18 protein-coding genes and 2 pseudogenes are annotated in these 25,039 nt (G+C 62.4%); 1 reads left to right on the top strand and 19 read right to left on the bottom strand.

Translation table 11 applies throughout. The features are described 5' to 3' along the window. Positions 1 to 32: 32 nt before the first annotated feature. The 15 genes and pseudogenes from NG900_RS04885 to NG900_RS26585 all read right to left on the bottom strand — a co-directional run bounded on the left by NG900_RS04885 (position 33) and on the right by NG900_RS26585 (position 18,509). Positions 33 to 623 (bottom strand): TetR/AcrR family transcriptional regulator, encoded by a 591-nt coding sequence (locus NG900_RS04885; RefSeq protein WP_420804120.1) that lies wholly within the window; start codon positions 621 to 623, stop codon positions 33 to 35. 253 nt (positions 624 to 876) lie between these two features. Beyond that, positions 877 to 2,349 (bottom strand): NAD(P)/FAD-dependent oxidoreductase, encoded by a 1,473-nt coding sequence (locus tag NG900_RS04880; RefSeq protein WP_252677325.1) that lies wholly within the window; start codon positions 2,347 to 2,349, stop codon positions 877 to 879. A 205-nt stretch (positions 2,350 to 2,554) separates the two neighbouring features. Next, a complete protein-coding gene (locus tag NG900_RS04875; protein WP_252677323.1) occupies positions 2,555 to 2,827 on the bottom strand; it encodes a hypothetical protein in 273 nt (90 codons plus the stop codon). A gap of 502 nt (positions 2,828 to 3,329) precedes the next feature. Further along, positions 3,330 to 3,992: a c-type cytochrome gene (locus NG900_RS04870; protein ID WP_252677321.1), complete on the bottom strand. Its 663-nt coding sequence runs from the start codon at positions 3,990 to 3,992 to the stop codon at positions 3,330 to 3,332. Continuing rightward, complete coding sequence (locus NG900_RS04865) at positions 3,993 to 5,498, bottom strand: flavin monoamine oxidase family protein (protein ID WP_420804119.1); 1,506 nt, start codon at positions 5,496 to 5,498, stop codon at positions 3,993 to 3,995. A gap of 33 nt (positions 5,499 to 5,531) precedes the next feature. Continuing rightward, a complete protein-coding gene (locus NG900_RS04860; RefSeq protein ID WP_252677320.1) occupies positions 5,532 to 6,497 on the bottom strand; it encodes a WD40/YVTN/BNR-like repeat-containing protein in 966 nt (321 codons plus the stop codon). A gap of 15 nt (positions 6,498 to 6,512) precedes the next feature. Continuing rightward, a complete protein-coding gene (locus NG900_RS04855) occupies positions 6,513 to 8,873 on the bottom strand; it encodes an efflux RND transporter permease subunit (RefSeq protein WP_252677318.1) in 2,361 nt (786 codons plus the stop codon). Between the two features lie 63 nt (positions 8,874 to 8,936). Beyond that, positions 8,937 to 10,772 carry a DUF1302 domain-containing protein gene (locus NG900_RS04850; RefSeq protein ID WP_252677316.1) on the bottom strand — a complete coding sequence of 612 codons (1,836 nt, stop codon included), beginning with the start codon at positions 10,770 to 10,772 and terminating at the stop codon, positions 8,937 to 8,939. 76 nt (positions 10,773 to 10,848) lie between these two features. Beyond that, the gene (locus tag NG900_RS04845; protein WP_252677314.1) at positions 10,849 to 12,216 is read right to left on the bottom strand and encodes a DUF1329 domain-containing protein; all 1,368 of its coding nucleotides are present in this window, start codon (positions 12,214 to 12,216) and stop codon (positions 10,849 to 10,851) included. Between the two features lie 215 nt (positions 12,217 to 12,431). Further along, complete coding sequence (locus tag NG900_RS04840) at positions 12,432 to 12,839, bottom strand: RidA family protein (protein ID WP_252677313.1); 408 nt, start codon at positions 12,837 to 12,839, stop codon at positions 12,432 to 12,434. 23 nt (positions 12,840 to 12,862) lie between these two features. Continuing rightward, a complete protein-coding gene (locus NG900_RS04835) occupies positions 12,863 to 13,705 on the bottom strand; it encodes a phytanoyl-CoA dioxygenase family protein (RefSeq protein WP_252677305.1) in 843 nt (280 codons plus the stop codon). 350 nt (positions 13,706 to 14,055) lie between these two features. Next, positions 14,056 to 14,547 (bottom strand): 2,4'-dihydroxyacetophenone dioxygenase family protein, encoded by a 492-nt coding sequence (locus tag NG900_RS04830; RefSeq protein WP_252677303.1) that lies wholly within the window; start codon positions 14,545 to 14,547, stop codon positions 14,056 to 14,058. 116 nt (positions 14,548 to 14,663) lie between these two features. Then, positions 14,664 to 16,108 (bottom strand): annotated as a pseudogene (locus tag NG900_RS04825) (aldehyde dehydrogenase family protein). Between the two features lie 13 nt (positions 16,109 to 16,121). Next, positions 16,122 to 18,110, bottom strand: a complete 1,989-nt coding sequence (locus tag NG900_RS04820) for an FAD-dependent oxidoreductase (protein WP_252677301.1) — start codon at positions 18,108 to 18,110, stop codon at positions 16,122 to 16,124. A 264-nt stretch (positions 18,111 to 18,374) separates the two neighbouring features. Beyond that, the gene (locus tag NG900_RS26585; protein ID WP_289813669.1) at positions 18,375 to 18,509 is read right to left on the bottom strand and encodes a hypothetical protein; all 135 of its coding nucleotides are present in this window, start codon (positions 18,507 to 18,509) and stop codon (positions 18,375 to 18,377) included. A 173-nt stretch (positions 18,510 to 18,682) separates the two neighbouring features. On the opposite strand from NG900_RS26585, the gene NG900_RS04815 reads away from it, so the two are divergent. Further along, the gene (locus NG900_RS04815) at positions 18,683 to 19,717 is read left to right on the top strand and encodes an AraC family transcriptional regulator (RefSeq protein WP_252677300.1); all 1,035 of its coding nucleotides are present in this window, start codon (positions 18,683 to 18,685) and stop codon (positions 19,715 to 19,717) included. A 180-nt stretch (positions 19,718 to 19,897) separates the two neighbouring features. On the opposite strand, the gene NG900_RS04810 is transcribed toward NG900_RS04815, so the two are convergent. From NG900_RS04810 to NG900_RS04795, 4 genes and pseudogenes are all read right to left on the bottom strand, one after another. Further along, entirely contained in the window at positions 19,898 to 21,457 is a 1,560-nt protein-coding gene (locus tag NG900_RS04810; RefSeq protein ID WP_252677298.1) for an MFS transporter, read from the bottom strand. Positions 21,458 to 21,818: 361 nt separating this feature from the next. Continuing rightward, positions 21,819 to 22,625, bottom strand: a complete 807-nt coding sequence (locus tag NG900_RS04805) for an enoyl-CoA hydratase (RefSeq protein WP_252677296.1) — start codon at positions 22,623 to 22,625, stop codon at positions 21,819 to 21,821. A 15-nt stretch (positions 22,626 to 22,640) separates the two neighbouring features. Further along, positions 22,641 to 23,616: pseudogene (locus NG900_RS04800) on the bottom strand (NAD(P)H-dependent flavin oxidoreductase). A gap of 164 nt (positions 23,617 to 23,780) precedes the next feature. After that, on the bottom strand, positions 23,781 to 25,028 hold the full coding sequence (locus tag NG900_RS04795; protein WP_252677294.1) for a hypothetical protein: 1,248 nt from the start codon (positions 25,026 to 25,028) through the stop codon (positions 23,781 to 23,783). Between the last annotated feature and the right edge of the window lie 11 nt (positions 25,029 to 25,039).

Here is a 25,039-nt window from a genome sequence, read left to right as displayed (position 1 = left end):
CTTTGTTGGTTGCCGTAGCGGCGGTCTGACGATTAACGCTTGCTCGGACCCGGCACCTTTCCCAGCACGACGGCATTGGCGAAGGAGAGGAATCGCTCCTCGAGCCCGTCCAGATAGCTATGCTTGCGGCCCATTGTGCCGAGCTGAAGCGTCAACCCGTCGGCCATCGCGATCAGTAGCGCGGCAACGTGCAGACTCTCGGCCACGTCGTACTTTGGATTGATCGTGCGGATCAACCTTGCCAACTCTTGTGTCAGCGTGTCGTACCACCCATCGATCAGTTTCGCGCACTCCGGATCGGTAGACGCGAACGAGAGAAAGTGCCGCCACAACGCCACGTACTTGGTATTTCTCGCGTCGCTGATCGCTCGCTTCAGGATCGCTTCATGCGCTTCGAGGGGCGACTCGCTGCTCTCAAGCGCATGCTTGAGCGCGTCCAGATACATACCCATCTCGGGTTCCATCACAGCGCGCAATACTGCCGGCCGGCTCGGAAAGTAGTACTGGAGATTGCTGACACTGATCCCGGCCCGAAGGGCCACCGCGCGCAGCGAGAATTCCAGCGGCCCACCCTCAAGCAGGAGCTTTCTTGCCACGCGAACGATTGCGTTGCGCGTACGCACGCCCTGAGCCCGCAAGGTCTCTGGGCTTGCTCCTTCGGGGGCAGCAGACGCGCGCCGTTTTCGGGGGCGGCGTTGCTCAGCAGGGAGTATTGTCGTCTCTGTCATGATTGGATATATCGCCTCACCAAGGTCATCACATCAGCGGTTGGTCGAGGGAGCTACAGTATATCGCTGAAGCCCCCTCCGGCTCTCGTACCACAAGACGTCTGTAGCCACTGCGTGTGGTCGTCAGATTCGACCTGTTGCCGATTGACTAAGCGGCGGCCGAACGACGTACCTTGCGGTTCAGCTGCTCATCCAGTGTGTTGGTCAGGCCGATCAGCCCGTTGACCGCGCACCATCGCAGCGGTTCAGGCAGCGTTGAAGGCGTCTTGTGGTGCAACGCCGAAAGCAGCGGATGCTCCCTGCCGCGAATCCGCTCGGCAAGCAGATGGCCCATCATCGACTGCGTACCGACGCCATGCCCCGAGCACCCTGCGGTATAGAGGATGTTCTTCTGCGCGCCGGTCTCCCCGACGACGGGCAGCGCATCGCCAGCCATGCTGACGTAGCCACTCCAGCACGCCCGGATGGCCAAGTCCTTCAACGCGGGGAAGCGATCGTGCAGCGCCACAACCAGTTCGCGATAGGCATCGTTGTCCGGCACATGGGGTGTATGCGATCCATACACATAGTGGATCCGCTTGGTCGTCAACACGAGCGAGTTGCGGGCCGTCAGCCGATGGCTCTCCATCGTCCAGTGCACCGTCACGATCCCTTCGCGCCGCGCCCAGCCCAGCGCTGCCAACTGCGCTGCGGAGAGGGGTTCGGTTTCGATTGCCGAGACCCGGAACGGCATCACCTTGTCGCCAAGCAGGCCAATCTGCGGCGTATAGGCATTGGTGGCGAACACCAGAACCGGGGCACTGACGCTGCCGCGCTCGGTGTTCACCTTCACGATCGGGCCTTCGGTGTAAGACAGCAGTGGCGTGTTTTCGTAGAGCTTCACGCCAGCTCGGATCGCTGCGCGCCGCAGGCCCAGCACGTATTTTCCAGGGTCCAGCGTGCCGCCATTGGCCGAATAGGCGCCAAACAGGAACGCCGGCGGAATGCCGCGTGCGCGCATCTCGCGGCCATCCAGAAACTGGGATTGGTGACCAAGCTCGGCGGCAATCCGCATGCTCTTGCGCACCTTCTCTTCCTGGGACGGATGCACCCCCGCGCGGATGATCCCGGAGGCGTTGTAATCGCAATCGATGCCGTATTCGCCGAGCTTGCGTTCAACGTAGCTCACGCCCGCGTCGTAGAAGCTGACGATCTTTTTCGCCTGCTCGCGCCCCACACGCTTGAGGAACAGCTCATACTCAAGCCCCTGCCCGCCAGCCAGATAGCCCGCGTTGCGGCCGCTTGCGCCAAAGCCGGCAAACTCGCGCTCTAGGACGACGACCTTTGCACCGGCGGCGGTCAATTCCAGTGCAGTAGACAAGCCCGCAAAGCCTGCGCCAACGATGACGACATCGGCGCTCACGTCGCCTTCAAGCCGTGGTTGCAGATCCTTCGGCTTGTCGAGCCACCCACCAAAGGGGCGATAGGCCTCCAGCGCCGTGCGGATCTGCGCCTCCTTACCCGCACGCGCAACGGGCGGTGCAGCCTTTGCTGTTGTGGTCGCACCGGCGACTTGAATATCCCTAACACCCCCGGCGTAACGCAGCTCATCGCCCCAGTTTGTATTTGCTCGTTCACTCATGCGTGCCTCTTTCCATGCTTGCTCAAACTAGGGAGGGGGAACGCTGCCTCTTCAGCGCCCTGCAGCCCACCTCCGTTTTCCTGAATTGCAGTGCGCGCACTGCACCTGTCGCTCGCCGGCTTCGTCGCGTAGTTGTGACCTGCTCGTAGCGTTATCCGATGCCCGGCAGTGATGCGCGGATGGCCCCTGGGTGCAGGGCTACCACTCACGTATTCCCCTGAATCCAGATCAGGTCGACGACGGGGCGACCCATGCCTTCCGTGTAAGGGTCGAAACGCCCTGTGCGGTGGCCCTGCGTGTATGGGTCGAAACGGGGGGCGCCCTCCGTTGAGCCGGCATCACCGTTACCAGCGCCCGCCTGCGAATCCTGCGCGGCCATTTCATACGTGCCAATGCGATCGGGTTGTGCCCATGGACCCGCTGCCACCAGACAGCCAGCCACAATCACCGAGGCAATACCAAGTTGCTTGAGTTGCATGACGCACTCCTTCTTCAACTGATTTTCGACATCGCCTCAGGCAGGGCCTGGGGCATTGCTCCCGTTCTCCCGTTTGGGCGTTCTGGCTGCACACGCTGCTTCACGCCGCGCTGGTCAACCTGCGTTGCTCCAGGAGGATGGGCAGAAACAGGCCCGAACCTCTGAGCCGCGTTCGACTGAGCGCCAGAAAAATCGCCTGCCTCTTGCGGGCTCCCTTCAGATACGGGAGCAAGAGACTGGAGACTTCGATCGCCATCTCTTAGAACACGTATATAAAGTTAGGTCATGATGACAATCATTGGTAGGAAAAAAAAGACGGGGAATACCCTGTCTCTGAAAAAAAAAGAATGCCGTGCGAACACGGCATGAAAAGACCCCAGAGGAGACCAAAAGACCAGGGATCTAGGAGGCGTGACCTGCGCACCGGGTCGGCAGCATCAACGACGATGCTGCGCCTTTACGATCGACGGATGCGCAAGCCTGGCGAGTGTGGATGTTGGCGTTATCGTCCTGGCGACATACCGGCGAGATAGCGTGCGACCGCCGGGACATCGTCGCTCGACAGCGTTGCGGCAATCCCGTTCATGGCGCCCGTCGGGTCCTTGCGTGCGCCGGCCTTGAAGTCGGCGAGCTGCTTGGCGAGATAGTCTTCGCCTTGCCCCGCCAGGCGCGGCGCCTGATCCTTGCCCATCAGTTTCTCGCCGTGGCAGGCTTGGCAACTCCGGGCCTGCACCAATGCCAGCCCGCGCTTTTCGAGCGTTGCGTCGGCTGTGACCTCTTCGTTGCGTGCGGGCGCCTGCTGGGCGAAGTAGTCAGCCAATGCATCGATCTGCGCATTGGTGAGGTCTTTGGCGAGCGGCCCCATGTAGGGATTGGAACGATGGTCGCTGGCGAACGCGTGCAATTGGGCAGCGATGTACGTCTTCGGCTGACCGGTCAGAGCCGGATACCACGCGTTCAGCGATTGGCCACGCGGCCCATGGCAAACGAAGCACGTCTCGTGCGGCTGCGGCCAGGGGCCGGTTTTCTCCGCTTCGCCAATCTCGTGCATCGCCTTCTCGAAGCGCATGCCGTCCACGATATCGCGCCCGTAAAGCGCGCCCGCGCCGATCGCGGCGGCCAGCGCAACTGCCACAGTGATACCAAGAATCTTTGCTCGTTTCATTCAGACCTCCCGAGCGCGCTGCGCCATGTCACCCAGCGCCTGCAGGGCCGCCCGATGTCCGGAGCGCACAGCGCCGTCCATCGCGCCGGGCCAGATGTCGGCAGTCTCGGTGCCCGACCAGATCAACCGCCCCACGGCGGGGCGCAGGAACTCGCCCCACTTTGTCCAGAAGCCTGGCGGAATCGGATGGATGCACTGCAATGTCCACGGATCAACGCGGCCCCAGTCGAAGTCATGAAACTGCGCCGGATGCCGTGCCTTCTCGCCAAACGCCTGCACGTAGATGGCCGTCAGCGCCTGCTCGGCGGCTTTCGGGTTCGAGGGCAATGCACCGGGTGCTACAAACGCGCTGAGCACGCCGATGGAGCCGTCAGGCGGCGAGTTGTCATAGGACATGAACACCGGACCACCGACCTGAAAGATCTGCCCGCTGTTGCCGTCTTCCCGCCAAAACGGTTTGTCGTAGACATGCACGGTCTTGCGCATTGGCGCATTCGCGGGCCAACGCTGCTGTAGTTGCGAACGCCCTGCGGGCAGCGGCGGGTCAAAGGCGATCTGGTTGCAGAGCGCCGGGTTGAGCGCCACGATCACGTGGCGTGCGCGCACGATGCCCTGATCGGTGTGCAACTCGACGACGTCGCGGTTCCAGCCGACAATCTTGCGCACCGGGCGAGACAGCTTGACCTTGTCGCCCAGGTCCTTCGCCATCTTGATGCTGAGGATTTGCGAGCCGCCGACGAAGCGCGTTTCCTGCGCGCCGCCCTTGATGGATTCGAGCCTTTCGACACTGTTCTCGGCACTGGCAATCGCCTGCAGGTATTGCAAGAGACCCAGTTGCGCGGGCGCTCCGCCGAGCGACAGCTTCGCCGCAATGGCAAGAAAGTATCCGTCCTGATACTGCACGCCTTGCTGCCGCAGCCACTCGCCATACGACAGCTTGTCGAGCTCCGCCGCGTTCTTGGCTTTCCAGGGTGCAGCCGATGGCACACCGCGCGCCAGTTCGTTGAGTTTGGCCGCAATCTTCTCGTCACCGGAGCTGCCGCCTTGCAGATCCTGCGCCACCTTGGTATCGCCTGCCAGGATCACGGTCTTGCCGGCGTAGTAGGTCGGGAAGGTGTCGACTTCAAGCTCGCGCGCCAGATCGGAAATTGCGGTCTGCCCGGGGCCGATCCACTGGCCACCCGCTTCAGAAACGACACCGTTTCCGATGTCGTGGTTGTATGTGCGGCCGCCAACGCGGTTACGCGCCTCCAGCACGACGAATGATTCGCACCCCGCGCGCTTCAGATCGCGCGCGGCGGTGAGCCCCGCCAGCCCTGCGCCGATGATCGCGACGTCCAGCACGTCAGGCTGCGCCGAGGCCGTAGCAGCCACCGCGCGCGATGCTGCCCCTGCCGCCAGCGACGCCGCGCCCGCTGCTGCAGCAACACCAAGGAGCCGGCGCCGGCTTGGTACTGCCGGTCCACTCTCCGGGGCCATCTTGGATGCCCCTTTTTCGTTTGTCATGTTTTTTGTTCCTCTAACGACGACTAGCCCGGCTTAGCGTTCGGCCAGCACTCCCTCTTTTGAAAACAGAATCGGCTTGCCGCCGGCATCGATCACGGCAGCGGTCAGCGCAGCACGGTCCGGGCGTTGCGCGATATCGAACGGCGCCCCGTCTTCACGCTGCTTCAGCACCAGCCCATCGAGCCCCACCGCCATCAGCCCCTTGCCGGTTGCCACAAGATTGGTGATCGAGCTTTTGGTCTCGGCCGTCAACGGTTGCCAGTTCGCCCCGCCGTCGCTGCTTTGGAACAGGCTGCCGAGCAACCCGCCCACCACGACCCGGCCGTCAGGCATTGCCACACCCGACCACAACGAGCCCTTGCCGCCCGTGGCGAGGTAATCCCAGTTGGCGCCGCCGTCGGTCGACTTGAGTACGGTCCCTTGTTCTGCGGAGATGTAGAGCGCGCCCTTGCCATCCGCAAACACGTGGTACAGGTTGCGGTCCGCCTTGCCGCCGTTGGGCGGTTTGGGCAGCGTGGTGCGGGTCCACGTCTTGCCGCCGTCATGCGTCTGCAGCATCAATGACCACAGGCCAACGGCAATCCCATCGTGGTCGTTCGTAAAGAGCACCGAGAACAACGGCTGATCGACCGCCGTGTCCATGCGCTGCTTGGTCCAGGTTTCTCCGCCATCGGTGGTCGCGAGAATCACGCCCCACTGCCCGACCACCCATCCACGCATGTCATCGATGAAGTTGACAGCGGACAGCGTGGCCGAGACCGGCACGCTGCGGGCTTGCCGGTAGGTCTTGCCTTCGTCGTCGGAGAGCAGAACGATGCCGCTCTCACCCACGGCGACGATGCGTTTGCCGGCGTGCGTCGCGTCCAGCAGCATCATGTGCGTCGGCGCGGCCCACGCATGCGCCGGCTTGGCGCTCCAGGTGGCGACCGTTCCTTTGGATTGGGCGAACGCCGTTGAGGCCACGCACAGCGCAATGCCGGCCACAAGAGTCTTGATCATGTCTGTGTCTCCGGATCAGTGGCTGAGCAGGCCCGGCACCCGTGCCGGTTTGCGACGCGGAAACCAGCGCTCCAGCACCGAGGCCAGCGCAGGCAGTGCCGTCATGGCCATCACCAGGTTGACGATGAACATGAACGCCAGCAGCTTGCCCATGTCGGCCTGGAACTTGAGCGCCGAGAAGCTCCACGTCACCACTCCAACCGCCAGCGTGATCGCCGTAAAGATCGTCGCCACGCACTCGAACTCCAACGCACGCTCCATGGCCTTGAGAATCGGATCGCCTTCGGCCAGGTGCCGCTGCAGCCGGTTGTAGATGTAAAGCGCGTAGTCCACGCCGATCCCCACCGCCAGCACCATGACCGGCAGTGTGGCCACCGTCAGGCCGATCTTGAGTTCCTTCATAAACCAGTAGCCGATGAAGGTCGCCACCGTGAGCGGCACGCAGCAGGCCAGCATCGAGCGCCAGTCGCGGTAGGCCAGGAACACGAGGATCACGATGGCTGCGTACACGTACAGCATCATCGGCAGTTCGCTTCTCTCGACTTCGTCATTGGTGGCAGCGAGCACGCCCGCATTGCCAGCCGCCAGGCGGATGTTGATGCCGGGGAACGGATGCGAAGTGCGGTAGTGCTTGATGTCATCCAGAACCCGGTTGATGGTCGTCGCCTTGTGGTCGGCTAGGTACAGATGAACGGCAGTCATACTGCAATCGGCCGTCATGAAGCCCTTGAGGCGCGCCACATCCACCGACACCGCCCCGTAGTTGTCTGGGTCGATCGGCACGACGTTCATCTTTGGATAGTCCTCGTTGTAGCCCGCGTTATAGGTGCGCAGCATGGACGAGTACGACTGGACCGACACCACACCCGGCTCGGTGCGCATGGCCGCGGTGAATTCGTTCTCATACAGGCCGACGGCCGGGTTGTCGCACGCCTTGCCGGTCGACTCGATCGCCACCGACAGCCAGTCCAGGCCCATGTCGTAGTTGCCCGCGATGGACGTTGCATCACGGTTGAAGCGCGCTTCCTCACGCAACTCCGGCGCGCCCGGCTGCAGGGTGCCGATCACGCGGTCACGGCTCTGCCACGCCGCCAGCGCAAAGACCACGCAAGTCAGGGCGACCGTGGCTCCTGCATATTTCGGTTGGGCAACCTTGGCCAGCGGACGCAACAGCACCGCGCGCCGACCGCTGCGCTTGAGCGCGCTTTCCGCGTATTCCTTGGTGAAGTTGAAGCACGATGCGGCCACCGGCAGCAGGATCAGGTTCGTGATGATCTTGTAGCCCACACCGAGCGAAGCCGTGATTGCCAGCTCACGCACCATCGGAATCGGGATCAGCAGCAGCGTGATGAACGAGACGAAAGCCGTCACAAGCGCCAGCACGCCGGGGATCAGCAGGCCGGTGAAGCTATGGCGTGCTGCATCGAACGAGTTGTTCCCGCGTGCGATCTCACGCACGATGAAGTTGACCTGCTGCACGCCGTGCGACACGCCAATGGCAAACACCAGGAACGGCACCAGCACGGCCAGCGGGTCCAAGCCAAAGCCCAGCAGCTTCAACGTGCCAAACTGCCAAACCAGCGAGGTCAGCGAGCAGACGATCAGCAGTACCGTGAAGCGCACCGAGTGGCAGTACCAGTACACAGCGAGTGCTGTCAGCAGCAATGCGATCGCGCAGAAGCCCAGCACAGCGGTCGCGCCGTCGGCAATGTCACCGATCTGCTTGGCGAAACCGATGATCTGGATTTCGTAGCCGGCATCTTCGAACGGCTTGCGGATCTTCTCTTCAAGCGTGTGGTTGAACGCCACGTAGTCGAGCACCTTGCCGCTGCTGTCGCGTTCGTTCAGCTCGGCGGTGATCATCGCGCTGTCTTCGTTGTGCGAGACCAGCGTGCCGACGTAGCCACCCAACGTGGTCGCGCGGCGAATCTGCGAGACGACTTCGGGCGTCAGTTGATCCGGCGTGATCGAGCCCGAAATAATGGGCTCGGCGCGGAAGCCTTCTTCGGTGATCTCATTGACGAACGAGTTCGGCGTCCACAGCGAGCGGACCCCGATCCGGTCAACATTCGGCAGGTACGTCACCGCCTGCGTTACGTTGTACAGGCGCGTCAGCCCTTCGGGCGTCCAGATGGAACCCTTCTTCGCGCGCACGACCACGGTGATGCGGTTCGCGCCCAGCAAGTCATTCCGGTACTTCTGGAACGTTTGGATGTACTCATGGCCAATTGGCATCTGCTTCTCGAAGCCCGCATCCATGCGCAGCTGTACGGCGAAGACGGCCATCACGGCAGTAAACAAACCGATCACCACAAGCACGATTGCGCGGTGGCCGAAGAAGGCTTTTTCCAGCCCCGCAACAAGACGATTCAACACGACACTACCCCTTCAAGTATTCCGGCGGCGCACAACGTGCGCCGCTTCCAGCCATGTCACCCGTCAGAAATTTCGCGTGACAAATGCCCCGATGAAATTCCGGTCCGAGTACGGATTGCCCACGGTGTTGTGCCCACCCCAGAACGCCGTGAAGTTGATGCCCGCCTGCCACACCGTCGGGTTCTGGTTGAACAACACGTAGAAGTTGGCCGACTTGGCGCCCTGCATGTAGTTCGCGTTGAACGTCGGGGTGTAGCCGTACAGGCCCGCGTTGACCGTCACCCCCGGTGTCACCTGCCAGCCTGGGATCAGCGTGCCGTCATACGTCCAGTTGAAGTCAACCGTCACACCGCCGGACGCCGCCGTACCCTGGCGCATGCCGATGGGGTAGCCCGAGCCCGAGTTGTTGTTCAACCAGGTCAGATAACCGGCCTGGGGCGCCTGCATGACGTCCACACCGTTGACCGTGCGCGTCACGCTTCCGCCCAAGCCCGGGTAATAGACCATCGTCGCCTCGGCGGTCAGCGTGGCCGAATCCGCACCGATCATCTTGAGGAACGGGTACTCGCTGCGCGTGAGCGCCAGAATGCCGTTGATGCCGAACTGCAGCTTCTTGCGATCCACCCACTGCTGGCAGTCGACACCGGCCGGGTTCACGTTCAAGTCCATCGGGCCGCCGGCACCGTAGCAGCTCGAAAGCGACACCGCATCACGCGGGCGATACGACAGCTCGGTGCCCACCGCCCACGGCCCGACCGGGAAGTTCGCGCTCACGCCAAACAGCTGGCGGTTCTGCGGATACGACCACTGCAGCGTGTTGTTCGCAAAGGACGTCAGCACCGGCGACTTGTCGGTGTAGTTCTCGTAGTAGAACGCGAAGTTCGCATCGATGGTCTTCGGCACGTAGTTGAACTTCACGCCGAACTGCGGCTTGTATTTGGAAGGCAGCTTGCTCGAGATCGGAAGACCAAAATCCGATGACGGCGGCCCCGCAAAGTCGCCATTGACCAGACCATTGTTGATCGCGGCGATGGTGCCCGGATCACGGCTGTTCAGCCCGTTCTGGCCCGCGACCGTACCCGCACTCGGGCCGTTCGCGTTGAAGTTGTTCGTGTTGACCGTGAAGGGCTCCGCGCCGCGACCAACCGCGTTCGACACCGACCAGAACGAGCCCACCGGCGGCATGCGGTTGCCGTTCCAGATGAACTGGTAGTAGGCCTCGGTGCTGAACCCATTCGAAAGGTCGGAGGCAAAGCTCACCATCGGGGCCGGCAGCAGCGCTTGCTTGAGCTGCGAGCCCGGAATCAGCAGCTTCTGGATGTCGAGCGAGTTGGTGGCGTTGATGCCGCCCATGGCGAACATGCTCTCGCCCCAGTTGATGACCTGGTTACCGACACGTACGTGCGCGTTGCGGTCAGCGATCGTGAAATCTTTCTGGCCCCACAGGTCGAGCACGTGGGCGTCGTACACGAGTTGCGCCTTCGCGTCGCTCGACAGCGGCGTGCGCTCCGTGTTCTTGGCCATGAAGTCGTACATGCCGGTACCGCGCGCCATGAACTTCAGGCCCTGGGTTGGCATGGTCAGCAGCAGTTCGCTGGTCGCGCTCAGGTACGCGCTGTACGGCTTCCACTTGCGATAGTTCAGGTCGCCGTTGTCGCCCGCGCCCCACTGGTCGGTGTTGGCTGCTGCCCCGCAGCCGTTCGCGTTCGGGTCCCCCGTGAGCGCGCAGCTCGGGCTCTTGGTCCGGGACGCCACGCCAGCCGTGATGTTGCTGACCAGCGAACCCTTGACCGCATCGTCCGCGCCCAACGTGAAATCGTAGGCATATGCGTTGGACGCAGTCGCCCCCAGAACGGCCAGCGATATCGCGCTGCGCCGGAACATCTTCGTTGTTTTCATCGCCCTTCCTCCATCCCGTTGAATGCCGGCGCGCCCCTCCTCAAGCGCACGCCGGCCCCCGCCCATGCGGCTATCTTCAGCGCTCGCTCACCGCGCGCAGCGTTTCTGCGGTGAAGAAGTCCGTCTTGAAACGCGGATCGTTGATGTGCTGGTACCAGCGAATGTCCTGACCCTGGCCGAAGGTCGCCTGGTCCATGACGTAACGCCCGTTAATCACGTCGTACTGCACGAACGGCTCGTTATCGCACGTGCCGCCCAGCTCCCACACCGGAATCGGGTAGCTCTCGCGTACCTTCCACAGCTTGCCTTGGGCGTCGTAGTCCTCGCCGACGAGCGCCAACCAGCTGTCTTCATCCAGGTAGAAGACCTTCTTGGAGTCAACGTGGCGTGCACTGGGCTTGACCGTTGCCTCGACCACCCAGACGCGGTGCATCTCGTAGCGACGGTTGGCGGAAGCGATGCCCTCAGGCGTGGCAACGTCGTGCAGGTTGGCCTTGAACTTGTACATGCCGAACGCGTTGTACGGCACGATCATTTCCTTCTTGCCGACGAGCTTCCAGTTGAAGCGGTCGATGGTGCCGTAGAACATGTTGGCCTCATCGATCAGATACTGGTTCTCCATGCCGATGATCGGCGCATCGTGCGTATAGGCCGGCATGCGGCGCACACGGCGCTGCCCCGGGAAGTAGTAGAACGTCTCCGATGGCTTGTTGAAGAACTGGCGCTGCACAAAGGCTTGGCCCGCCAGCGCCGGCGGCGACTCAACCTTGAAGAAGGCGGCGTTGCTGACCTGATCGACTTCTTGCGGCGTCGCCTTGCCCTGCTTGCCCCATGGGAAGAACGCATGCTGCGGAGCGATCGCGTCGATCCACTCGTTGCTCCCCGGACGCGGAGACACCACGGTCGCCATCTTCGGCCATTCCAGGCCTTCACCACGGTAACGGTAGATGTAGTTCAGGATTGCTTCTGCACCGTTCTTCGGCTGCGGAAATGCAACGCCTGGGAGGGCTGCGGTCTCCAACTGTTCGCCGGTGGAATCGAGCTTCGCGCCCGTCAGGTTCGCCTTGGAGTTCTGCGCAACGAAGTCGGGCACTTGGCACTCGCGATGCGACGGATACACGTCCATCCGGTAGCCCTTCTTCTGCTTGACCAGCGCGATCTGGCCCGGCGTCAGCTGCGCGGCGTACTTATCGACATTCGATGCGTCGATCGAATAGAGCGGCTTCTCGTTCTTGTGCTTCCAGAAGTCACCGCGGTACTTGCCCCATTCCCAGCCTGCCTCGGCCGCCTGCTTGCCTGCATAGGCAGGCACCGCACCATCCTTGCTGGCCGCACGATCACCACCTTCCGGCGTGAGGTCTTCCGCCATGGCAGCGGTTCCGATCACAAGACACACTGCCGCCGCGATAGCGGACACGGCTTCGATTCCGTACTTCTTCATCATGGTTCTCCTTCCGACTCCGCCTTCACACACCGGTCATGTTGACTGTGTAGAACACACTAGCAATCTTAGTAAATGATGACAAAGACGTAAGCTAAAAAAAAGCTCGGGTATTCCCTGTTCAGCGAATCCGTGCTCATCCATCGTTGACGACTTGCGAACGCGCGGTAGTCACAGCACACACGCACCGGTACTCAGAAGCGCTTCGAGCCCCCAGCTCAGTCTTTGCCGGACCCTGCCACCGCCACCGCGCGAATTTCGACACACAGCTCGGGAAGCGCCAACTGCGTCACCCCGACTGCCGTCCACGACGGATAGCGATCCGGGAAGTACGCATCCTTGACCGGCGTGAATTCCGCCATCTCGCCCCGCAGGTCGGTATGGAAGGTCGTCAGCTCAACCACGTCAGCCAAGCTGGCGCCGGCCGTTTCGAGCACGCCCTTCAGGCACTCGAACGCAATCTGCGCCTGTGCCCGCATACCCTCGGCGGGTTTCGCATCCGCACCGATCCCGACCTGGCCGGACACCCAGATGATGTCGCCCACGCGCGTGGCGGGCGAGAAGTGGTAGGCGTCGTAGTAGGTCTGGAACGGCGCCGGAACAATCGATTGACGTTTGGCAGTCATGGTGTGTACCTCTCTGTGTTTGCTTAAACAACTTGACGGAAGCAGGGCGCACGGAACGGATCACCCGACTTCAAATGCGCGATCTCGTCGGCGAACAGGACGCCTGCTTTGCTGTAGCCCGAGCGGCTGTTTTCAGGCAACGGCCTGAACGTGGCATCGTCGCCAAAGAAACGCAGCACGAGCGTGTGGCGATCGGGAAAGTCTGCGTCGGTGGGGGCGCCGCCATGCAGCGTGCCCGGATGCAGGACAAGGACGTCCCCCGGATTGATCGCCCACGAGAGGATGTCGTAGGCGTTCGGATTGGCGCTGCGCTCGGCCTCGATATCCGGCATCCGCGGCCAGAACGGCACAGCAGCGTCACCGTGCAGCGGATCGGTCGGGTCGTCGACGCTCTTGAACGTGGTGCCGTCATACTGCGTGCCGTGGTGCGATCCGCGCACGACCTCCAGCGCATTGCGCTTCGGAACGGCTTCGAAGGTTATCCACGCGTTACCCCAGTGCGACCCGGCCCATGGCAGGTACGAGGTGTCCTGGTGCCAGGACGAACGCGCTGCCTTGCCACCCGTCTTGAGAAAGAGTTCCTCGGCGAAATACCACACGTGCTTGGAGCCCCACAGGTCTGCAAACATCTGGCCCAACGGCAGCTTACCGACCAGTTCGTCCAGCCGCGCCTTGGCAAACGGATTGGCGTTGTCGACGTGCGATCGCTGCTCGGTGCCGTCGAACATGGAACTGGCGCCAGGGCCTGGATTTTCGATGCCCCAGTCGAAGACGTCCCTGCACAGCTGCAGTTGCTCCTTGTTCAGACAGCCTTCCATGAGAATGGCGCCATCTTCTGCGAAGGCCTTGCGCTTAGATTCATCCATCAACGATCTCCTGATTAGTCGATTGCGCGGCGGCGGACCACGAGTGCTTCCGCATCGCACACTCTGTAGAACAAATCACCAAAGTTAGGCAACTATGATAAAGATATGACAAAAGAAAAAGACAGGGATTTCCCTGCCTTTTTTGCATGCGCCAAAGAAGAGCAGAAGAGGCCTCGTCGCAAACGATTGCAGCACTTAAGTTCCCCGTTCTGGTTCCGTAGACGCCAGCCAATTCCGTGTCGGAACAACCGCTTTCGTTGAACTGGTGCAAAACCACACTCGCGAGTGGGATTCACACCATGCGGGTTCGCTGGACACCGGCTATCACGAAGCGCTCCCACCACCGCTCCTCACTTGCTGAATCGGGCACCGCCGCCTGGGCGGATGTAGCGCGGCATGGTTTGCCCGGTGGCCTTGGCCACTTCATGCAGCGCCTGCTCGATGACACCAGCGTCCATGATGTCCATGTAGTTGTCGTCCTGGTCGAAGTTCACGTTCGCGCCGTGCACGACCATGAAACCCTCAGCGCCGTCTTTGCTCGAGAAGGTATGGACGGAACCGCCCGGCTCAAAGAGGTACGAACCAGCGGTCTGCACGTCGTCCGGATACTCCACATAGTTCCAGGCACCGGCCGTCGTATAGAAGTGCACCGTTCCGGTATGGAAATGCTTCGGCAGGAGAGTGCCGGCATCAAAGCGCGCGTACAGCACCCAGACGCCGTTCTCGGCATCGAGGAAGCACGGTGTGATGTGCAAGCCAGGGGCTGCATTCTTGATTTCGCCGTCCCGGTGACGATTGATGGTCAGTAGAAACGACTGATGGTTAACGTTGGGCAGTGCCACGCATGACTCCTTGAGTAGAAAAGACGCGACAGGCCGCGGCGCGTGGCTTGAGGCCTGCGCCGTCGGTCTATCTTTTGTTGTGTTTGGCTTGGAATACTCAGGACGGGTTGGCCCCGTCAGCGCTGGATCGCCTTGATTTCCGTGAACTCCGCCAGCCCATGCGTGCCGAGTTCGCGGCCATTGCCTGATTGCCGGTAGCCGCCGAATGGCTGCATCGGATTGAACGCTGCGCCGTTGATATCGACCATGCCCGTGCGCATGCGGCGAGCTACCCGTTCAGCGCGTGCGGGGTCTCGGCTCCAGACGCCGCCCGAAAGACCATAGATCGAGTCGTTCGCAATGCGGATCGCGTCTTCCTCACGGTCGTAGGGAATGATCGCCAGCACGGGACCGAAGATCTCTTCCTGCTCGATCGTCATGCCGGGTTCGACAGCGGAGAAAACGGTCGGCTTGACGAACCAGCCCTTGCCCAGCCCTTCCACCGGCTCCGGGCCGCCGCAGATCAGCCGCGCACCTTCTTCAATACCCTTGCGAATGTAGCTGCGCACGGTTTCAAGATGGCCCCGCGTCACCATCGGGCCAAGATCCGTGCCCGGGGCAAACGGATCCCCGAGCTTGGCGGACTCGGCGGCTGCCTTCGCGATCGCCTCCACATCGGTCAACAGGCGGCGGGGCACCAGCATGCGCGTGAACGCCGTGCAGGTCTGGCCGGAGTTGAGGAAGCACTTCTGGATGCCATCGATGACGGCCGCCTGCAGGTCTTCACCCACGTCATCCAGAATGATGTTCGCTGATTTTCCACCCAGCTCCAGCGACACCCGCTTGATGGTGTGCGCGGCAAGCTCGCTCACGCGCCGGCCCGCACGCGTCGAGCCTGTGAGCGAAATCAGTCGACGTCTGGGTGCATGGCGAGTGCCTCCCCCACCACGGGCCCCGCTCCCGTCACCAGGTTGAACACGCCAGCCGGCAGTCCGACCGAGTCGATGATCTCTGCAAGCAGGAACGACGACAGCGGCGCCACTTCGCTGGGCTTCAGTACGATCGCGCAACCGGCCGCAATGGCGGGCGCGACCTTCGCGGCCACCTGGTGCAGCGGATAGTTCCACGGCGTGATCGCTCCAACCACGCCGATCGGCTCGCGCACGATCAGCGAATTGCCGACGGTTTCCTCCCAGTCAAACTCGTGCACGAGCTTGGCCATCGTTGCGAAGGACCACTGCGGAAGACCCGCCTGGAGCAGGCCCGACACGGGCAACGGCATGCCCATCTCACGCGAGATCACGGTCGCAATCTCGTTGCTGCGTTCGGCCAGCTTGGCGTGAATCCCCGTCAACGCCTCGGAGCGGGTTTTCAGGTCAGATTGCGACCACACCTCGAAACCCTTGCGGGCCGCGGCGACAGCGCGGTCCACGTCCGCCGCGGTTCCGAGCGGAATCGTGGCGATGATGTCTTCTGTCGAAGCATTGATCACGTCGTGTGCTGCATAGCCCGGTGCGGGGTCGACCCATTCGCCGCCGATGTAGAAGCGGTTGTGGCGGACGTTGGCAGTGGTTGCATCCATGGGGTGGTCTCCTTCAGGCCTGTACCGTGCCGAGCGTGCTGGCCGCCGGAATGCGGGCCGCAATGATCGCTTCGGCAGTGCGATGGGCAAGCGCCATCGTTGAAAGCATCGGATTGGTTCCGGATGAGGTGGGGAACGCGCTGGCATCGCCGATCCACACGCCGGGCGTATCGTGCAACTCACCAAACGGGCCAGCCACGCTGGTCCTCGGGTCCTTGCCCATGCGGCAGGTACCCATCTGGTGCGCAGAAAACAGTTGGAATCCGCCCAGGCGGAACGGGATACGTTGAAGCCTGGCGATGTAGGCCTCGAGGTCGTCGCCCCAGCGCCAGGCTGGCGCCCCTGCAGCCAGCGCGGTGATCTTGAGTGCGCCGGCCGCGTGGTGCATGCGGACCTGTGTTTCCACGCCCTTGCGCAGGTTGGCAATGTCCAGCGAGTCCGTCACCGCGTAGGTCGGTACGGCCTCGCCGTTCGCGTCGATCGTGATCCGGCCGTGCCCGTGATCACGCGTCAGGCCGATGGTGGCCGAGCTGTAACCCACCCGGTGCATCGCCGCCTTGTGCGCGGCAGCCGTCGTGAACGGCATGGAGGCGGCTGTCGTGCCCGCGCCGAAAAACGGCGTTTGGATCAGGAAGCCATAACCGTTCTCCGGATGCTCGAACTCGTTGATCATGCCGGTCATTGGTGCGCCCCACCACGCGTTCTGCGGCGCCTGGTATTCAGCCGAAATAATGGCAACGGGATGCAGCCGCAAGTAGTTGCCGACAGCCGGACCGCCGATGCCGGAACGCAGCAGCAACGCCGGCGATTCGAGCGTTCCGCCCGCAACCACCACACGCGGCGCCCGCACGGTGACCTTGGCGGTCGCGCCGGTTGCCGGATCGCGGTACGTGGCATCGACACCCGCGGCGCGGCCACCTTCCACGAGCACGCGGTCGGCACGGCAGCGCACGATGATGTCGGCGCCGCCGTCGAACGCATCCTGCAGATAGGTCCTCATGGTCCCAAGCTTGGAGCCCGACTGGTCTCCGAAGGCCATGTAGCCGGCGTTTTCCGGATCGTACGTTGCCTTGTCCGCGTTGCGCGACAGCAGCTTGAAGGACCACCCGAGCTTGTCCGCGCCGTCCTTGACCCGCTGGTTTGGGCCATTCAGATCGGAACACTGGTCGTTGACCCCAATACGCTGTGAAACCGCGTCAAGATGCCGCTCGAAATCCGGTCCATCTACACCGTCCAACCCATGCTCGCGCGCCCACTCATCGCGCACCCAGGCACGCGTGCGCAGACAATTGCTCCAGTTGACCGTGGTGCCTCCGCCGAGCGTCGCAGCAGCCAGCATCGAGACGTTCATGTCCGCAGTCGACGTGGAACCACCGCGCCAATAGAGGTTCTGGAGTGCCCAGGGTTCGCTCTGATTGAAATCCGATTCATTGAAGTAGCCGCCGGCTTCGAGCACGACCACCTTCAGACCGGCCTGCGTCAGCTTGCCCGCCATCACGCCGCCGCCCGCTCCCGAGCCGACCACAACCACATCTGCGTGGACGGTGACGTCGCCCTTGGGCACGACCGGCCGGATCGGCTTTTCTGCCTGCACAGGCGCGCTGACCGGGCCCGGGTACCCCCAATGTTTCCAGAACGGGTTTTTTCCCGAGGCGTCTGGCAAGCCATACGTCGCGTAGCGCACAAGCGCCGTCAGCGCGTTGATGCCGACCATCGCCATTGCGCCGAGCATCGCCGTACGGGACAGGATCTGTTCGCGCGACAGTTGTGATGCGCTAACAATGCCCTGCGCAGCCAGGCCGTCGATCAAGCCCAGCAAGCCATTGCGTGCATCGGGCGGCATCGCTGCCAGCATCGCGACGATCGCCTGATCGGCGCCGACGTCGGTGGCACGACGCGCCCAGAAGCCGTCCGCGTCATCGGCATGTTCAATTGCCGGGACCACTGTGTCGCAGATTGCACGTAGTGCTGCGCGTCGATTGTCATTCATCCATTCATGCATGCTTACCACTCCTTGAGCCACACCACACGTAGCCCACCGCACGCGGCGAGCCGTGGCTGTTAAGTTTTCTGGGCGATTTGGCGACAGATCGCGTGCGCCGTTGCAAATGGCGAGAGAGAACGCGGATGCACGTTCAGCGCCTGCGTCTTGCCGCTCTATCGATGGCATCGACGTGGCGTGGGAAGACTTGGCCATGGAGGCCCTCCACCGCATCGCATACGCGAGAGGAAGGCGCCTCATTTGCAATTCGGCACGCGACTTCGGCTAGGTAGTGGTTTCTCCCCGTACCAGACGGGCTTTGAAATCCGGGATCATCGCGTGATTGGCACGCGGCGCAAGGCGCGCCCAGCGGGTGTCGCCGCAGAGCATGGAATCAGCGCTGATGGGTTGAAGCAACATGGACCGTCTCCTTTCGAGTGCTCTCATCCGGACTGGATGGAACGCTTCTGTGTGCACCCATTCTGCGAGGACAGCCCGCGCGCGGGCTTGTCATTTTCAAACCATGACTTGTCCTTTATAGACACCGCTGTGGCTGTGGACTCGTGCGTCAACGCATGACAGAGCAACGGACAATGAAACCCACCCTTCGCCCTTTGATACCGGCCCGCTACTGGCTGCTGATGGGGGATTACCTGAAATCCGCCGGCACATCGCTCGATGCGCTGCTGCACGCGGCCGATATCGATTCTGAGCGTTTCAGGGAAACGGATTTCGCCCTCAATACGCAGCAATATGAGCGCTTGCTCTCGGAAGCCTTCCGCCTGACTGGGCGTACCGATATCGGCTTCGAATGGGGACGGCGCATCACGCAGAATTCGCATGGCATCCTCGGCTACGCGATGCTGTCGTACGCGACGCTCGATCAGTCACTGCGCCAGTGTGCCCGCTATTTCAAGCTGCTCACGCCGATGTTCCGGATGATTTACCAGCGCACCGGCAATCGCATGGAGATCATCTACAGACCGGCGCAGCCCATGGGCGCGCAGACCCTCAATCTGCTGCAGGAACTCATGGCTGTGGCGACCCACTTCCAATGCACGCCGCTGTTGCAGAACCCTTCACCGGTGTACGACATTTACCTGTCGATGGAGGCGCCGGCGCATGTCGAGCGCTATCGGGAACTGGCACCCGCCCGTGTGCATTTCGGCGCCTCGCCATTACCCGAAGTCCGCCTGGTGGCAGATACATGGAGCCTCGACGCGCGGCTTCCGATGGCCAACGAGCACGCCGTGCGCATGGCCGAAGAGCGATGCGAGGCACTGCTGCAGCAGTCTGGCGACCAGCTCGGCTGGACCAACTGGGTCCTCATGATGCTGCGCGAAGCGGAAGACAACCAACCCACGCTGGAGGACCTGGCAAGGTTCCTCGGCATCTCGCCGCGCACGCTGGACCGCCAGCTGAAGAAAGAAGGAAGCAGCCTTCGCGACCTAGCCACCGATGTGCGCAACGGGCGCGCCCGCGAACTTCTCCTCGATGAAACGCTCCCGATCTCGCAGATTGCGTACCGGCTCGGCTTTACTGATGTGGCGAATTTTAGCCGCGCGTTTCGTCGGGCCAACGGGGTCAGCCCATCCGACTATCGCCGTGCCGCCAACGCGGGGGAGTAGTCGCCGCGCTTCCTCGCTTCGGCTGTTTGGCTGCATGTCCACCGTTGCATCTGCGTGAGCGCCTTGTCCATCAGCAAGAACGGGGATTCCATTGAGGCCCCCTGCTTCCTGGAGGGTGGCGATGTGTGTGACAGGCGCATCCGGCAGACAACGTACGCGCGCGGGTGGCGGCTGGCGCCATTACGCTGCGTCTTGCTGCGCGAGCCCCGACGATTCGCGCAGCTTCGCAAGCTCCCGTGCAACCACAGCGTCATGCGCTTCCTGGTCGCGTTTGGCAGCAACCGGGCTCCAGCGGCCTCGCATCACAGAAATCGTCGCAGTAAAGAACAGTCCCGCTCCGATGCAGATCCAATACCAGGTTCGCCATTCGGCGGGTGCGGCGACAGCCGCTTGCTTCACCTGACCGAGCGCTGCCAATAGCTCCGCTGACGGCGGCACCTTGTCTGCCACGGCCTTCTCATAGGCAGCAAGGACAGGGCCGGCCCCGAGCAAGGGGTTCATCGACGTCACGACCGAGGGCAGCAGCACAAAGCATGCGCTGACGGCAACGCGGATAATCCAGCCCCAGAGTGCGAGCCCAATCGCCGTGAGCGCTGGGTTGTGTGCCTCGATCGTCTCAGTGAAGCTGGCCATCCATGTCACGTAGGCCATGGCCGAGAACGAGATCAGGCAACTGGAGATCACGGTCAACGTGCCGATCGACGGCTTTTCGGCTGCCTGGAGCATCTGAAGCCACAGCCACACCAGCGCACAGAAGCCGATGGCCCCCACCAGCATGAACGGCTTGCGGACTCGCAGCCGATCGGACAACAGCCCCGCGGCGACAAGCGCAGCCCCTTCCGTTGCCCAGGTCCAATTGAAGAGCGCATTGGCCTCGTCCACGCTGTACTGGAAGATCGTGACGAGGTAGATCACCCCGAAACCCACCATCGTGTAGTAGAAGAACAGCAGCATCGACACACCCAATGCCGAAGCGATGATGTCCACGCGCAAGACCTGGCGCCACGGATGCGCCAGCGACGCGGCGACATTCAGGCCCTTGGCCTTCAGCTCCACCAGCATGCGGTCACGCTCGCTCACCATCAATTGATCGCGCAAGCTCGGGGTCAACTCCCTGAGAAACAGCAGCGAAAGTACAAAAAGGACAAGCCCAAGCGCGCCGGCGATGATGTACTGGCTCTGCCAGGTGCGGTAGTGCGGCAAGGTCAGCGTGACCACCCCGCTCACCGCCAGGCTGCCGAGCACGGGCCCGATCGTCCAGAAGCCCATGGCGGCAGCGCGCCCCACCTGCGGGGAGAAATCCCGAACCAGCGCCGGCGTGGCCACCAGTACAATGCCCTCGACAAAAGCGACTGCAGAAAGCGCGATTCCCCAACTCACCATGCTGGTGACATTCGGCATCCAAAAGAGCGTGATCAACGCCGCAAGCAATTGTCCGTAGATCACCAGATTGGCACGCCCGAAGCGATCGGCAAGACCGGCAACCAACGATGCGAAAGCGCCCAGCAGGTTGCTGATCGCCGTCACATACACGAAGACTTCAAACGGGATATTGAGGTCGGCCATCATCAGGGTGGCCACACCGCCGCCAACGTAGAGCTCGTAATACAAGACAACCGTAATGAGCACGACCAACAGCAGATACAAACGGCGCGCTGTCTGATCGGGATACACCGTGAGTTCACGGTTCCAGAATCTCGATGCCAGTGGTGCTGCGTTCATCTCGCCCTGCGTCATCATCGAATGCTCCTCGTACGGCAGATCATGTCTTTGTGCTCGTCATGCCCGGTGCCACGAATTTGAGCGCAAGACGCCAACTCGCTCTTTGACAGACGAGCACTGCAGGCTCTGATTTCGAAGGGGGGGCCAACCAGCTCGGCGCATGGGGCACTCAGCATGTCTTGCTGCTGCCCATGCGCGGGCGCCGCTCGGTTGGAGCGACACGGGCATGCCCTCTTTCGTACCTTCATCCGTGGCGGATAAAGGTCGCCTCCTGGGGGCTTATTCTGTAGAGGGCGCCCATGCCAAGACTTGTCATTTTCGAACCGTGATCTGTCTTTTCCAGACTCGGTTCACATTGGGAGCAATCCTGCGGAGACACTCACCGGCCGTTGAACACCGGTTTGCGCCTCTCGACGAACGCACGCACGCCGCATTCGAAATCCGGCTCCATCGCGCAGCGGGCAAAACTCACCTGTTCCGCCAGCAATTGCTCGATGAGCGTGCGGCTGAGCGATTCATTCAGCAGCCGCTTGGTCCGGCCCAGCGCCCGCGTCGGCCCCGCGGCAAGACGCACCGCAAGCGAGCGGGTGGTGTCTGCCAATGCCGTCGCGGGCACGATGCGATTGACCAGACCCAGTTCAAACGCCTGCCGCGCGTCGAAACGCTCGCCCAACAGCGCGATCTCCATGGCCCGCTTCAGGCCGACGATGCGCGGCAGGCCATAGGTGCCGCTGCCATCCGGGCTGGTGCCGATGTTGCAGTAGGCCATCGTGAAGTAGGCATCGTCCGCCGCGACGGCCAGATCGCAACTGTTCATCAGCGACAACCCAAAACCGGCAACCGCCCCCCGCACGCTGGCAAGCACCGGCTTCTCCATGTGCCGGATCCGGATGATCGATTCATGCGCGCTGGCAAGGAGCTGCTCGAACCATTGCCGGCGTTCGGCGGGCGCCTGGTCAAGCGTGACGTGAAAGCTCTTGATGTCGCCACCGGCCATGAAGTGCGGCCCGGCGCCTTGCAAGACGACGGCACGCACATCGCTGTTCGATTCGACCTGGCTCAATGCGTCGTGCAGATGCGCGCAGAGCGTGTCGTCCAGCACATTGAGGGCTTCGGGCCGATTGAGTGTAACGGTCGCAACGCCGCTCTCGGTGTCAATATCAAGCAGGACGGAATTCTGTGGCATCTCGCACTCCCGTCGTCACACGACCATGCGCGCCAGACGGCCGCTGATGATGTCAGTCGCCTCGCGCACAATGCGATCGACCAGCTCCTTCACCGTCGGGATGTCCTTGATGAGGCCGACGACCAGACCGCACGACCACGCGCCTGCGTCGAGCGCGCCGTCTTTCATGATCTTCGGGTACACGCCCGCGACCTCGTCGACGATATCTTCGAACTTGACACCCGTGCCCAGTGCGCGCTCCTTTTCCAGGATGCGGTCGACCGCAGCATTGCGCAGCACGCGCTCGGTATTGCGCAGCGGACGCATGACCAGGCGGGTGTCCAGTTCGGTGGCGGCCACCAGCGCCTGCTTCACGTTCTCGTGCACCGGCGCCTCCTGCGTGGCGACGAAGCGCGTGCCCATGTTGATGCCATCCGCTCCGAGCGACAGTGCCGCCGCCAGCGACCGGCCATCCGCCATGCCGCCTGAAGCCACAAACGGAATCTTGAGCGCTTCAGCAGCACGCGGCAGCAGGATGAAGTTTGGAATGTCGTCTTCGCCGGGGTGACCGCCGCATTCAAATCCATCCACGCTGACGGCATCGCAACCGATCGACTCCGCCTTCAGCGCATGACGCACCGACGTGCATTTGTGGATCACCTTGATGCCCGCCTCCTTGAGTGAGGCCAGGTAGGGCGCCGGATTGTTGCCTGCGGTTTCCACCACCTTCACCCCGCCTTCGACGATGGCACGGATATAGCCGGGATAGTCAGGCGAGTTGACTGTGGGCAGGAAGGTCAGATTCACGCCGAACGGCTTGTCGGTCATTTCGCGGCAACGCCGGATTTCGGCGGCCAGATCCTGCGGTGTTCTCTGCGTAAGGCCGGTGATGATGCCGAGCCCGCCCGCGTTGGAAACGGCTGCTGCCAGTTCGGCAAGCCCGACATGGTGCATGCCCCCCCTGGATGATCGGATACGCGATGCCCAAAAGTTCGGTGATCTTGGTTTTCATGATGCACGGTGTTGAAGTTGATATGAAATGGCCCCGGCTTGGCGCGCGCCCTTCGCCACGCACCAAGCGAGACATATAGGCCGATCTAGCCAACCATGACTAACAATCAGCCAGCAGCGTTGCCAGAGGCCACTACCATGCGGATCCTCTGTGCTGAGACTGTTTCAATGCTGGGGAACCACCTCGGCCGCGTTCGGTGGACGATGGTTGCTGAAAGGGGCGGAGAAGCGTGCCGAAAGCCGCTCGGCGGCAATCAGGGCCAGCCAGGACAGCATGACCAGGACCGATGCCACGCCAAACAACATCGCTGGCGTGGAACGCGCCAGCAGAAAGCCGGCAAACGCGGTTCCGCCGGCAAGGCCAAGCGCTTGCATTGCCGGATAGGCAACGTAGATGCGGTCGGTGAAATCGAGGCGCCGTACCGCGCCAAGGTAGTACGTGTAGACCATGGTTGCGATCAGCCCGTGGATGATGAAGCCGATGCCGAAAGCCGTCGCCGAATGGCTTGCCATGAGCGGATACATCAAGACGACAAGGGTGCTTGCCACACCAATGAGCACCGTGGCGGGAATCCGATCCCCCAGAATCGACGGCAGGACCGACCCGACAAGCGAACTGATGAGAGACATAGCGACAATCGCACCCACCGCTTGCGCTTGGACGCCGCCGGCCGTGGCGATCGCGTCGGCAAAGTTGTAGATGCCACCCATGAACACGCCGGTGAAGACAGAACCCGCCACGGCGGTCAGGATCGGCGCGGCAAGCGCCAGGCGATATCCGGCGGAGCGCGCCGGATTGCGCGGCGTATCCGCACGCGCGCTCGACGCAGATGCCGCCTGGAGCCGCACCTTGCTCAGCGCAAACGCACAGGGCGTGGCCAGAACAAACACCGCTGCGATTGCCATCAGTACACCCCGATCTCCAGATGGCGGCACCGCAAGAAATGGCAAGCCGAAAGAAGCCAGCGCCGCGATCACAATCGATGCAAAGATCGCAAGGCTATAGGCTCGCAGCGGGTTCGCGGCATAACCGAGCGCCGTGAACGACGGCGTCGAAATACAACCGCTTGCCAGGCCGACGACGAACCACCACTGCGTCTGGTTGCTGGCATCCGACAAGAAGGCGACGCCCAGCAGTCCGAGAGCCGCCGCGAACAGTGCCCCGATGCTCACCCACGTGATGTTTGAGCGGAACACCCAGAAGGGGCCGCTCGCAGAGGTCAAACCCGATCCCAGCACGAAGGCCGTACCCAGCGCACCAAGCTGGTCTTCGCTCAGACCACGGCTCTGGTGCAGGGCCTGAAACACCACCGGCAGAATATTGACGATCAGCGTCCCGAGCGACCACAGAAGGCCTGCACAGGCAAACGCAACACCACTGGATTTACGTGCCGACGGCGGTGTTGTTGTCATGGTAACCCTTC

Origin of the sequence: Ralstonia soli, from assembly GCF_023955655.1 — a bacterium.
In the GTDB taxonomy this organism is placed as follows: Bacteria; Pseudomonadota; Gammaproteobacteria; order Burkholderiales; family Burkholderiaceae; genus Ralstonia; species Ralstonia soli.
This window is presented reverse-complemented; position numbering and strand designations above follow the sequence as displayed.